Origin of the sequence: Comamonas testosteroni, assembly GCF_000761245.1 — a bacterium.
GTDB lineage: Bacteria > Pseudomonadota > Gammaproteobacteria > Burkholderiales > Burkholderiaceae_C > Comamonas > Comamonas testosteroni_C.
Genome location: NZ_AWOR01000048.1, coordinates 16966 through 28961, shown reverse-complemented (window position 1 = coordinate 28961; position 11996 = coordinate 16966). Strand labels below are relative to the sequence as shown.

Genomic DNA, 11996 nt, shown 5'->3' with positions numbered 1-11996 from the left:
CATGCCACAGCACTTTTTGTTGGATTTGCATGTCGACTTCTGAATTGGCTATCAAGCCCAGGCTGGCCCTGTTTGACCTGGACCATACGCTGCTGCCGCTGGACTCCGACCATGGCTGGGGCGAGTTCTCCATTGCCATCGGCTGGTGCGACCGCGAGGAGTTCGGGCGCCAGAACGATGCCTTTTTTGACGACTATCTGGCCGGCCGTCTCAACATCCCCGACTATGTGCGCTTTGCCACGGCTGCCGTGGTGCAGCGTGGCGAGGCCGAAGCCACGGCCGCGCATCAGCGCTTCATGGACGAGGTGATTCGCCCGGCGATCAAGCCTGCCGCTCTGGCCCTGGTGCAGCAGCACCTGGATGCGGGAGACACAGTGGTGATCACCTCGGCCACCAACGAGTTTGTGACGCGCCCCATTGCCCAGGCCTTCGGCGTGCAGCATCTGCTGGCAACCGAGCTGGTGCGTGACGGCCGTGGCTGGTTCACGGGCGAGATTGACGGTATTCCCAATATGCGCGAAGGCAAGGTCGTGCGCATGACCGAATGGCTGACCCAGCGCGGCTTGCGTTGGGAGGACGTCGAGGCGACCTTCTACAGCGACTCCATGAACGATGTGCCCCTGCTTGAAAAAGTGGATCACCCTGTGGCCACCAACCCCGATGCGCGCTTGCGTGCCCTGGCCGAGGAACGCGGCTGGCGCATCGTGGACCTATTTAGCGAAGCACCATGATCAAGACCATTATTGACAAGCTGCTGGGCAAGGCGCCCGCAGCCCCCCGCTCGCGCAAGCCCAAGTTCGGCAAGCGTGAGGAAGTGCCGGTTCAGGTGCATGGCATAGACCCGAATCTGGTTGACCGTCGCGCCATCGACGTGGTGCAGACCCTCAAGAGCTCGGGCTACGAGGCCTATATCGTCGGCGGCGCCGTGCGCGACCTGCTGCTGGGCCTGCGTCCCAAGGACTTCGACGTGGCCACCGATGCCACGCCCGAGCAGGTCAAGAACCTGTTTCGCCGCGCCTTCATCATCGGCAAGCGTTTTCGCATCGTGCACGTGGTCTACGGCCGTGGCCGGGAAAACGAAGTCATCGAGGTCTCCACCTTCCGCGCCTTTCTGGACAACAGCGCGGCCGAGCAGGTCAGCGGCAACGAACGCACCAGCAAGAATCAGCTGGCAGGGCTCAAACATGCCGTGGATGCCAGCGGCCGCGTGCTACGCGACAACGTCTGGGGCCCGCAGGATCAGGACGCCACACGCCGCGACTTCACCATCAACGCCATGTACTACGACCCCGAGACACAGATCGTGGTCGACTATCACGGCGGCATAGCGGATGCCAAGAAGAAGGTGCTGCGCATGATCGGCGATCCGGCCACGCGCTACCGCGAAGACCCGGTGCGCATCATTCGTGCCGTGCGCTTTGCCGCCAAGCTCAGTGGCAAGGGCTTCAAGCTCGAAGCCAAGACTGCCAAACCCCTGGTCGAGTGCGAGCCGCTGCTGCAGGAAGTGCCGCAAAGCCGCTTGTTCGACGAAATGCTCAAACTGCTGCAGACCGGCCATGCGCTGGCCTCGGTGGCTCAGCTCAAGGAACTGGGCCTGTCGCGCGGCATCTATCCGCTGCTGGACGTGGTGATGGAGCGCGCCGACCATCCCTTCGTGCAGGCCGCACTGATGGATACCGACCGCCGTGTGGCTGAAGGCAAGCCCGTGGCGCCCAGCTTCTTGCTGGCCTGCGTGCTGTGGCAGGATGTCAAGCAAGGCTGGGAAAAGCGTCTGGCCAAGAACTATCACCCTTTCCCTGCGCTGCAGGAGTCGATCGACGAGGTGTTCGATCAGCGCATCGGCGATGTCTCGGGCCGGGGCAAGCTGGCTGCCGATATGCGCGAAATCTGGGTCATGCAGCCGCGCTTTGACAAGCGCACCGGAGCCACCCCGAACTCCATGGTGGCGCAGCCGCGCTTCCGTGCCGGTTTTGACTTCATGCGCCTGCGCGCCGATATCGGTGAGGTCGAGGAAAGTCTGGCCAGCTGGTGGCAGGAGTTCCAGCAGGCCGACGATGCTCAGCGCGACGACCTGATCGCCCAGGCCCGCGACGAGCAACGTGCCCGCCAGCGTGCCCAGCCGCAGACGGCGCCCAAGGTGCATCGCGTGGCCAAGAAGAAAGCCGAAGGCGAACAGGACACTCCGCTGGATCTGGTGGCCGCAGAAGGCGATGCAGCCGCTCCCAAAAAGCGTCGCCGCCGTCGCCGCAAACCATCCGCTGGTGCTGCTCCTGTCGCCGGTGGTGATGAATAAACCAGCCGCCCTGGCGGCCGACACGGTTGCGGTCGGTCTCGGGGCCAACCTCGGTGATGCACGCCAGACCCTGTCCTGGGCCGTGGCGGCGATGGCCAAGCTGGCCCGGACCGAGCTGCTTGCCGTGTCCTCGCTCTACAGCAGCAAACCCATTGATTCTTCCGGGCCTGACTATCTGAATGCGGTGGCGCTGCTGCGCACCGGGCGGGAGCCGCTGGATCTGCTGCATGCGCTGCAGGCGATCGAGCTGCAGGCAGGGCGCGAGCGTCCCTACCGCAATGCACCGCGTACGCTGGACCTGGATATCGAGCTATGGGGCGGCCGTCAGTCGGACGATCCCGAGCTGATTCTTCCCCACCCGCGCATGTGGCAGCGAGCCTTTGTGCTGCTGCCGCTGGCCGAAATCGCGCCAGGCTGCGTGAGCGCCGAGCAACTGCAATCCGTGGCAGACCAGGGCATAGAGCGCAGCCTGGCCCAGGGCTGGTGGAAGCGGTAGTCAGCTTGCTTCTGATTGAATAGCTTTTCGCGCTTGCCTGGCAAGCGACCGGCGCCGAAATTACCTATGAAAAAGCCCCGGCTGCCTGATGGCTGCCGGGGCTTTTTCAATCAGCGTCGCGATCTATCAGTCGACCTTGGCACCGGAGGCCTTGACGATGGGCTGGTATTTGGCGCGCTCGGCGGCCATGAACTTGTCGAATTCGGCGGGCGTGGAGCCCACGGGTTCGGCCATCAGGGCGTTGAAGCGGGTCTTGGTTTCCGGTGCTTGCAGGGCATCATTGAAGGCCTTGCTCAGCTTGTCCAGCACGGGCTTTGGGGTGCCGGCCGGGGCAACCAGTCCCCACCAGGTGTCGATGGCAAAACCGGGGTAGCTCTTGGACAGCGCGGGCACGCCGGGCAGCAGCGGCGAGGCATTGAGCGAAGTCACGGCCAGAGCCACCAGCTTGCCGCTCCTGATATTGGGCGCGGCCGCAGCCAGGTTGTCGATATTGAAGTCCACCTCGCCAGACAGCAAGGCCAACTGGGCGGGGTTGGCGCCACGGTAGGGCACGTGCAGTGCAAAGATGCCGGCCTTTTGCTTGAGCATCTCGCCTGCCAGATGGCCTGCGGAGCCATTGCCGCCGCTGCCGTAGTTGAGCTTGCCGGGATGGCTCTTGGCGTAGGCGATCAGATCGGCCACGCTGTGGATCTTGAGCTGCTCGGCCTTGGCGGCATTCATCACCAGCACATTGGGCACGCGCACCATCTGGGTGATGCCGGCAAAGTCCTTGCCTGCTTCATAGGGCATCTTGGTGTAGAGCCAGGGGTTGACGGCATGGGTGGCCGTGGCGGCCAGGCCTATGGTCAGGCCGTCGGGCTGGGCCTTGGCAATGGCGTCGGCGCCGATATTGCCACCGGCACCGGCCTTGTTGTCGATGATGACGACGCCCAGGGAGTCGCGCACCCGCTCTGCCAGTGCGCGCGAGGTGATGTCCAGTGGACCACCGGGCGCATAGGGCACGATCAGACGGATGGGTTCTTGGGCCTGAGAGAGGGGAGAGGCCAAGGCAGCAACGGCCGCCATGACCGAGAGAAGGCTGTTTCTACGGTTCATAGAGCTCTATTGTGCAAAAAATTGCAGCGGCTCCGGAACTGGCGGCTACTCATGCAAGAAAATTGCGCGTAAACCCTGATGCACCATGGAATGCATCGGGGTTTGCGCAAAACAGCGTTCTTACTTGTCCGCTTCGGAGGTGAAGGCGTCGGCGTAGAACTCTTCGGCAGGCAGTGCGCGTTCGCTGGTATAAGCGGCGCGGGCCGAATCCACGACGATGGGGGCACCGCAGGCATAGACCTGGTAGCCGGACAGGTCGGCAAAGTCTTCCAGGACGGCCTGGTGGACAAAGCCGGTGCGGCCCGTCCAGGCATCTTCGGCCAGGGCGTCGGAGATCACGGGGACATACTTGAAGCGGGGCATGGTGGCCGTGTGTTCGGCAATCCAGCTGGCGTCATACAGATCGCTGGGACGGCGGCCGCCCCAGTACAGCGTGACATCACGCTCGATGCCCTGGTGACGCATATGCTCGATCAGCGCCTTGATGGGGGCAAAGCCCGTGCCCGAGGCCAGCAGGATGACCGGCTTGTCCGAGTCCTCGCGCAGGAAGAAGCTGCCGAACGGGCCCTCCACACGCAGGATTTCCTTTTCCTTCATGCCGCCAAAGACATGGTCGGTGAACTTGCCGCCTGGCATGTGACGGATATGCAACTCGATGCCAGGCGCCGTCTCCTGCACATGGGGCGCGGTGGCCATGGAGTAGGCCCTGCGGGCTCCGTCGCGCAGAATGAACTCCACATACTGGCCGGCGTGGTAGCGGAACTTCTCGCTGGCCGGCAGTTGCAGGCGCACCTGCATCACGTCATGCGATTTCTTCTCGAGAGCGGCCACGCGCACGGGCATCTTCTTGATGGGGAAGGAGCTGGCGTCCGTGACCTGGCGCGACTCCAGCACCACATCGCTGTGGGGTGTGGCGCAGCAGGTCAGCACATAGCCACCGGCTTCCTCTTCGGCTGTCAGAGCCTTGTCCGAGTGCGTGCCGTGGCTGACTTCGCCGCTGAGCTTCTTGCACTTGCAGGAGCCACAAGCACCGTCCTTGCAGCCGTAGGGCAGGCCGACGCCGCTACGAATCGCGGCAGCCAGAATGGTTTCAGCGCCCTGAGTGGCAAAAGCACGTCCGCTGGGCTGGACGGTAATTTCAAACGAAGCGTGGGCAATCTCGGTCATGACGTTTTGGTTATCCTTGAAGGCGTATCCGGCAGCCTTTTTGTCGGCGCTGTTGCTGTCGCAGCAACGCCAGTGGCTCCTTAGAACTTGTACGCAGCAGGCCCCGATTTTGCCCTCAAACCAAAGCCCATTGGGCGCGCTACCAGCGCGCTTTCGTCGTGAACGTCTGTTGATCGTCGGCCACGGCGATGTGGGTCAGCGCGTGTCTCGATTGCTCGTCACTTCCGGCCGCGGCAGGCAGGCAGTCCAGGTGCTGGCCTTGAGCCGCAATCCGGAGCGGGCCGAGCAGCTGCATGCTCAGGCCGTGAGGCCTTTGTGGGGGGATCTGGATGATCCGGACAGCCTGCGCAGACTGGCCGGTATCGCCACGCGGGTGCTGCATCTGGCGCCGCCTCCGGCACCGGCTGCCGGGGATGAACACCGGTGGCTGGACACTCGCACCACGGCGCTGCTGCGGGCACTGCGCCTGCGCAGTCTGCCGCGCAGCCTGGTCTATGCATCGACCTCGGGCGTTTATGGCGACTGCCAGGGGCAGTGGGTGAGCGAAACCCGGTCCGTCGCGCCGACGACCGCCAGGGCGCAGCGCCGCGTGAATGCCGAACTCACCGTGCGCTTTGCCGGGCGCTCGGGCCTGCGCGCCAGCATCTTGCGCATTCCCGGCATCTACGCGCCGGACCGTGAGGGCGGTACGCCACGCACCCGGCTGCTGCGTGGCACGGCCGTGCTGCAGTCCGCGGACGATGTCTATACCAACCATATTCATGCCGATGATCTGGCACGTGCCTGCCTGCTTGCGCTGTGGCGCGGCAAGCCGCAGCGCATCTATCACGCCAGCGACGACACGCAGCTGAAGATGGGCGATTACTTCGATCTGGCGGCCGATCTCTACGGCCTGGCCAGGCCGCCGCGCATTTCACGCGAGCAGGCGCAGACCGAACTGCCCGCAAGTCTGCTGAGTTTCATGAGCGAGTCGCGGCGGCTGTCGAATCAGCGGCTCAAGCGTGACTTGCGACTCAGGCTGCGCTATCCCACGGTGACCGAGGGCCTGCAAAGCTAGGCAGAGCAAAGAGCGCGACCCTCAAAAATTGGCGCGGCCAAGCAATGGGCAGCAGGCAAGCGCCGCCGCGCAGCGAAGCTGTCGCTCCCTGGGGAAGGCGCACAGCGCCTCAGGGGGATTACGGTACCGGATGAACGCCGCCGCGGTTGTCATAGCAGCGGAAGACATTGCAGTTGACGATCTTGGCCGGTGGCTGCGATGGCGTGGGACGTGCCGGCGGGTAGCGGTTGGGATAGCCATAGCCCCACTGCGGGCGGTTGATAGCATTGGGCTGCAGCGCCCGGCTTTGCTGCAGCTGCTGGTAGGCGGCAGCGCCCAGGCAGCTCATCTCCATCTGGGCCTGGGCCGCCTGGCTGCGCTCCCCCCAGGTGGCTGGGTCGGGGCTGGCTTCGGCCAGTATGGCGTTGTAGCGCTCGCGGGCCTGGCGGCAGGCGGGCGTGTTTTCCAGATTGGCTCCGGCCCGGGCCTGGGCTCTCTCGGCGGCCTCGCGTTCCTTGCGCTCCTGCTCTTCACGCTGGCTGCGCTGGGCATCGTCGCGCGCCATCTGGGCCTTGCTGCGCTCGCGCGCCTGGCTGGCATTGACACGCTCGGCCGCGATTTCCTCGGCGCTTTGCGCCGCCTGAATCTGTGTGCTCATTTCGCCCGAGATGCAGCGGCCATTGGTATAGGTCACCTCGCCGGTCTTGGCATCGACACAGCGCATGACCTGAGCCTGGGCCGTGCCGGCGATCAGCACCCAGCCCAGCAGCAAGCCAAGCGGCAGCTTGCGCATGGTGATGGCGGGAGATAGGGGCTCTGGCATGACCGCTCCTTCAAAGGCGTTTGAGTGCCTGCAAATTATGAAGTGGCGGCAGGAAAAGTAGAAGCGGTGCCGTGCCGCAGAGTCCGGTCAGCGCCAGTCACCGCGAGGAGGAAAGCCCTGTTGCTGGCCTTCGCGCTGGCGTTGCTGCTGGCGCTGATCACGCTCATGTTCGCGGTCTTGCTGTTGGCGGTCGCGGGCCTGTTGCTGGCGATCACGTTCGGCCTGCATGCGGTCACGCTCGCGTTGCTGCGACTGCGACTGCTGCTGTTGCTCACGCTCCTGCTGGCGGCGCATCTGGTCCTGATCGCGACGATTCTGGGACTGCTGACGATCCCATTCACGGCGCTGCTGGTCCCGGTCCCGGTCGCGCTGTTGCTGAGCGCGGTCGCGTTCCATCTGACGTTGCCATTGCTCGCGATCGCGCATGTTCTGGGCGCGATCGCGTTCCAGCTCGCGCTGGCGCTCCCATTGACGGCGCTCACGCTCGCGCCAGGCCCAGTCATTGCGGTCCTGGCCCTGGTACACCGGGTAGGCCGGATAAGCGGGCTGGGTGCTGTAGATAGTGGTAGAGCCGTAGCTGCCACCATAGCTGCCGCCGTAACCGCCGCCATATCCGGAGTCGAACTCGCCGGGAACCGCGCAGGCAGTGCACAGCACAGCCAAAGCCCCCATGCTGGCCCAGCGTGTGGAGGTGGACATCAATGCCTGCAGGGATGATTTCATGACGGGTCCGATGAGGTGTGGGTGGGCGCAATGCCTTGTGCTCTTAACGTCCGGCGGCTGCTCCGGGTTGACTTCATGAAGCTGTCTGCTCATCAAATGAGAGCTACTTACGATTGGCTGCTGAGCGATCAAGGCAGTTTTTATTGAATTTTCAGGTTGACGCCATAGTGACCCTTTTGCCTGGAGCGCTGCCAAAGCGTCGCTAGAATGACTTCGTCTTGCAGTGAATCCAGGTTCACCGCAAAGCAGCGTTCTCAGGGCGGGGTGCAATTCCCCACCGGCGGTATCTGTGGCAATGCCTTGCATTGACTGCAGCAGCCCGCGAGCGCCTGCAGTCTCGTCAGAGACTGCAGGGTCAGCAGATCTGGTGAGATGCCAGAGCCGACGGTCATAGTCCGGATGAAAGAGATCGCGCAGCATCGGTCCGTGATGCAGCTATCGCTGCCGCATGGGCAGGTGTATCAGCGCACGCCCTGATTCATTGGAATTTTCTGGAAATACCACCATGAATCAGACCCCTGTCTCCATGAATTTCGCCACTCACGCGACTTCCGAAGGTACGCCCTGGAAGGCCGTGGCTGGCCGCAGCCGCATTGCCATCATCAGCGCCAGCTGGCACACCGAAGTGGTCTACCAGGCCCGGGATGCCGCCCAAGCCGAACTCCAGGCGCAGGGCGTGCAGGCCGCCAACATCACGCATTTCAGCGTACCCGGTGCCTTTGAAATCCCGCTGCTGGCCAAGAAGCTGGCGCAAAGCGGTCGTTTCGACGCCGTGATCGCCACGGCACTGATCGTCAACGGCGGCATCTATCGCCATGAATTCGTGACCACGGCCGTGATCGACGGCCTGATGCGCGTGCAGATGGATACCGAAGTGCCCGTGTTCTCCGCCGTGCTGACACCGCGCGACTTCCACGAGCATGGCGATCATGTGGAGTTCTTCCGCCAGCACTTCGTGAAGAAGGGCGTGGAAGTGGCCCATGCCTGCCTGAGCACGCTGGACCAGCATGCCAAGGTGGATGCGCTCCTGCAGGCCAAGGCCGCCTGAGCGGAATGTGTTGATGCAAGAACGCCCCAGTCTGGGGCGTTTTTCTTTGGCGCTGCTGCCATTTCGAGAGCAAGGGCTTGCGGCGGGTTTTTCCAGCACAGCCCGGCGCGCTTGCCGATCCCTGAAAACACTGATTGTTGTGCCGGTGTAGCACTCGCTGCACCTATGTGATTGCCTCATTGCCAATTGCCTGTCGCGAGGCATAAGGTTGCGTCTTGTCTCAACCGAGTGGAGTGCGCAATGAAGAATTTTGGCAAGTTGTGTATCGCGACAGTCGTAGCAGGTATGGCAGGGGGCGTGATGGCCCAGGAGCAGATCATCAAGATCGGCCATATCGGCCCGACCTCCGGTCCTCAGGCTCACTTCGGCAAGGACGATGAAAACGGCGTGCGCATGGCCATCGAGGACCTGAACGCAAAAGGGATGGAAATCGGCGGCAAGAAGGTCAAGTTCGTGCTGGTGGCCGAGGACGATGTGGCCGATCCCAAGCAGGGTACGGCGGCTTCGCAAAAACTGTGCGATGACAAGGTGGCCGGGGCCGTGGCCTTTGTGAACTCCGGCGTGGCGATTCCTTCTTCCAAGGTGTTCCAGGACTGCGGCATTCCCATGATCACGGGTGCGGCGACCAATCCCGATCTGACCAAGCCCGGCTGGAACACCACGTACCGCGTGATTGCCAACGACAACGCCCTGGGTGCGGCCCTTGCCACCTATGCTGCCAAGAATCTCAAGCTCAAGAACGTGGCCGTGATCGACGACCGCACGGCCTATGGCCAGGGTCTGGCCAATGTGTTCAAGAAGGATGCCGAAAAACAGGGCATCAAGATCGTTGCCAACGAGTTCACCAACGACAAGGCCACGGACTTCATGGCCATTCTGACCTCCATCAAGGCCAAGAAACCCGATGCCATCTTCTACGGCGGCATGTATGGACAGGCCGGCCCCATGCTGCGCCAGATGGCCCAGCTGGGCATGAACGACGTCAAGATGTTCGGCGGTGACGGCATTTGCGTGACCGAGCTGGCCAAGGTGGCTGCCGGCGCCAAGCCGCTGGAGAACGTGGTCTGCGCCGACGGTGGTGCCTCCATTGCCAAGATGCCTGGCGGCACGGAGTGGAAGAAGCGCTATGACGCCAAGTATCCGGGCCAGTTCCAGGTCTACAGCCCCTATTTCTATGACGGCACCATGCTGCTGGCCGACGCCATGAAGCGTGCCAATTCATGGGACCCCAAGGTCTATATTCCCTTCCTGCAGAAGTCCGACTTCTCGGGTGTGACCTCCAAGATCCAGTTCGAGAAGAACGGCGAAATGAAGAACCCCAGCTATACGCTGAGCCGCTATGTGGGCGGCAACAAGACGCCTATCGATCTGAAATGATGGCTTGAGTGCGCCGGGCCATGTGGTGTGGCCTGTTTTGCAAAGCCTGCAGATGCCTCGCATCTGCAGGCTTTTTTGCTTTCGGCCTTTGGGCGGCAGGCCTGGGTGGTTGCCGGCTGGGCCGTTGAATGTGCGAGGATTGCGCTAGTTGTGCATGCCCTGGAGCTGGGCGAAATACTCACGCAGGACCTCGATGGCCTCGCGCACCTTGGCGGGCAGGGTGTCGCGGCTGGCGGTGACGGCCCAGATATCCAACATGCCCATATTCCAGTCGGGCAGCAAGCGCACCAGGCTGCCCGACTCCAGACTGGCCGCCACGTCATGGGCCGAGAGCAGGGCAAGGCCCAGACCCGCTTCGCAGAACTGCTGCACCGCGCTGCGGTGGTTGCTGACCATGAGCGGTCGCACCTGCAGCCGGTACTCCTGGGTCGTGCCCTGCTGTCGCCACAGAAAATCGGCCTGGGCATCGTCGCTGCGGCTCATCTCCAGCCAGGGCAGCTGCGTCAGCTCGCCCGGGTGTCGAGGCGTGCTGCCGTGGGCCTTGATCCAATGCGGCGAGGCGCAGAGCACGGTGGCGCTGCGTCCCAGGTGGCGGGCCACCCAGCTGGAATCCTGCAGATCGCCGAAGCGCAGCGCCAGATCCACGCGCGCCTTGATCAGGTCTATGGGGGCGTCATCCATCAGCAGGCGCAGCCGCAGCTCAGGATGCATGGCCAGCCACCGGCCCAGCGCCGGGGCCGCATGCTGGGTAAAGCCGGCGGGGGCGGCCAGGCGCAGCTCGCCGCTAGGGCGCTGATGCTCGGCGGCCAGCTCGGCGCGAGCCCGGCTGGCGGCTTCGCACATGGCGGCGCACTGGGTGTAGAAGCGCTGGCCGGCATCGGTCAGCGTCAGCTGGCGCGTGGAGCGGTGCAGCAGTGTCAGGCCGGCCTCCTGCTCCAGCTGACGGATGTGCTGGCTGACGGCAGAGGGCGTCATATCGAGCTGGCGGGCGGCCGCGCTCATGCTGCCGCGCTCCACCACGGCGGCAAAAATGGCCATGCGTCTGAAATCTTCCATGAGGCTATTTTGAAGTGCTGCTTCAAGGTCATGGTGGCTGAAAGGGGTTTTTCTCGCGATTAATGCCGATTAATCTTTAGCTCTGTTGAAGATACAAGGAGTTTTCCAATGAAAGTCGCATTGATTGGCGCCACGGGTTTTGTCGGTGCCGGATTGCTGGATGAGTTGCTGCATCGCGGTCATGAAGTCGTGGCCCTGGTACGCAAACCCGAGGCCGCTGCCGCGCGCGAGCATGTGCAGTTCGTCAAGGCCGATGTGCTCAACGCCGACGAGGTGCAGCGCGCAGTGACTGGCTGCGATGCGGTGGTCAGCGCCTATAACGCAGGCTGGAGCAATCCCAATATCTATGACGATTTCATGCAGGGCTCGCGTGCCATCGTGCAAGGCGTCAAGGCTGCGGGCATCAAGCGCTATCTGGTCGTGGGCGGAGCCGGCAGCCTGTATGTGAATGGCCAGCAACTGGTGGATTCGCCCGACTTTCCTGCGTTCATCAAGCCTGGTGCCTCGGCGGCGCGCGACATGTTTGCCGAGCTGCAAAAGGAAGCCACTCTGGACTGGACCATGCTGAGCCCGGCCGTGGGCTTTCATGGCGGCTCCGATGCGCAATCCAGGGGCCGAACCGGTCAGTACCGCACGGGCAAGGATGAACCTTTGGTGCAGGCCGGCGGTCAGCCCGGCGATATTTCGGTGCAGGACCTGGCTGTGGCGCTGATCGATGCCCTGGAGCAGGGCCTTCATGTGCGTGAGCGCTTCACGGTGGCCTATTGATTCCGCTGTAGATCCTGCTGTAGCGTGGGCCCGGCTGCACTTGGGGCGCAAGCGCCTGAGGGCCACCTGAGCTGCAGCGGATGGCGGTGCGTGTCTGCATAAGCGCGAGCGCTA

12 protein-coding genes and 1 riboswitch are annotated in these 11996 nt (G+C 63.3%); of the genes, 7 read left to right on the top strand and 5 right to left on the bottom strand.

Annotated features, from left to right (window positions below; all coding sequences use genetic code 11):
* Positions 1-29: 29 nt before the first annotated feature.
* Genes P353_RS14030 through folK form a run of 3 tightly spaced genes read left to right on the top strand, consistent with a single transcriptional unit; the run spans position 30 to position 2789 of the window.
* Positions 30-731, top strand: a complete 702-nt coding sequence (locus P353_RS14030; RefSeq protein WP_034370393.1) for an HAD family hydrolase — start codon at positions 30-32, stop codon at positions 729-731.
* Positions 728-2293 carry a polynucleotide adenylyltransferase PcnB gene (pcnB, locus tag P353_RS14025; protein ID WP_034370390.1) on the top strand — a complete coding sequence of 522 codons (1566 nt, stop codon included), beginning with the start codon at positions 728-730 and terminating at the stop codon, positions 2291-2293. The genes P353_RS14030 and pcnB overlap by 4 nt, the downstream gene beginning before the upstream one ends.
* Positions 2286-2789 (top strand): 2-amino-4-hydroxy-6-hydroxymethyldihydropteridine diphosphokinase, encoded by a 504-nt coding sequence (folK, locus tag P353_RS14020; protein WP_034370586.1) that lies wholly within the window; start codon positions 2286-2288, stop codon positions 2787-2789. Before pcnB ends, folK begins: the two co-directional genes overlap by 8 nt.
* 126 nt (positions 2790-2915) lie before the next feature.
* On the opposite strand, the gene P353_RS14015 is transcribed toward folK, so the two are convergent.
* Together P353_RS14015 and P353_RS14010 are read right to left on the bottom strand one after the other, a co-directional pair.
* Positions 2916-3884, bottom strand: a complete 969-nt coding sequence (locus P353_RS14015) for a Bug family tripartite tricarboxylate transporter substrate binding protein (protein ID WP_034370388.1) — start codon at positions 3882-3884, stop codon at positions 2916-2918.
* Positions 3885-4004: 120 nt separating this feature from the next.
* Complete coding sequence (locus tag P353_RS14010) at positions 4005-5051, bottom strand: CDP-6-deoxy-delta-3,4-glucoseen reductase (protein ID WP_034370385.1); 1047 nt, start codon at positions 5049-5051, stop codon at positions 4005-4007.
* A gap of 109 nt (positions 5052-5160) precedes the next feature.
* Between P353_RS14010 and P353_RS14005 the strand changes: the two genes are divergently transcribed.
* On the top strand, positions 5161-6108 hold the full coding sequence (locus P353_RS14005; RefSeq protein ID WP_034370381.1) for an NAD-dependent epimerase/dehydratase family protein: 948 nt from the start codon (positions 5161-5163) through the stop codon (positions 6106-6108).
* Between the two features lie 118 nt (positions 6109-6226).
* On the opposite strand, the gene P353_RS14000 is transcribed toward P353_RS14005, so the two are convergent.
* Both P353_RS14000 and P353_RS13995 read right to left on the bottom strand, forming a co-directional pair.
* Entirely contained in the window at positions 6227-6910 is a 684-nt protein-coding gene (locus tag P353_RS14000) for a DUF4124 domain-containing protein (protein WP_034370378.1), read from the bottom strand.
* Positions 6911-6997: 87 nt separating this feature from the next.
* Positions 6998-7633 carry a hypothetical protein gene (locus P353_RS13995; protein WP_034370375.1) on the bottom strand — a complete coding sequence of 212 codons (636 nt, stop codon included), beginning with the start codon at positions 7631-7633 and terminating at the stop codon, positions 6998-7000.
* A 246-nt stretch (positions 7634-7879) separates the two neighbouring features.
* A riboswitch (FMN riboswitch) is annotated at positions 7880-8048 on the top strand.
* 90 nt (positions 8049-8138) lie between these two features.
* Here P353_RS13995 and P353_RS13990 point away from each other — a divergent pair.
* Together P353_RS13990 and P353_RS13985 are read left to right on the top strand one after the other, a co-directional pair.
* Positions 8139-8681: a 6,7-dimethyl-8-ribityllumazine synthase gene (locus tag P353_RS13990; protein ID WP_034370373.1), complete on the top strand. Its 543-nt coding sequence runs from the start codon at positions 8139-8141 to the stop codon at positions 8679-8681.
* Positions 8682-8921: 240 nt separating this feature from the next.
* On the top strand, positions 8922-10058 hold the full coding sequence (locus tag P353_RS13985) for a branched-chain amino acid ABC transporter substrate-binding protein (RefSeq protein ID WP_034370370.1): 1137 nt from the start codon (positions 8922-8924) through the stop codon (positions 10056-10058).
* Positions 10059-10202: 144 nt separating this feature from the next.
* Here P353_RS13985 and P353_RS13980 read toward each other — a convergent pair whose 3' ends face one another.
* On the bottom strand, positions 10203-11114 hold the full coding sequence (locus tag P353_RS13980) for a LysR family transcriptional regulator (RefSeq protein ID WP_034370368.1): 912 nt from the start codon (positions 11112-11114) through the stop codon (positions 10203-10205).
* 108 nt (positions 11115-11222) lie between these two features.
* On the opposite strand from P353_RS13980, the gene P353_RS13975 reads away from it, so the two are divergent.
* A complete protein-coding gene (locus tag P353_RS13975; protein WP_034370365.1) occupies positions 11223-11882 on the top strand; it encodes an NAD(P)-dependent oxidoreductase in 660 nt (219 codons plus the stop codon).
* The last annotated feature ends 114 nt before the right edge of the window (positions 11883-11996 follow it).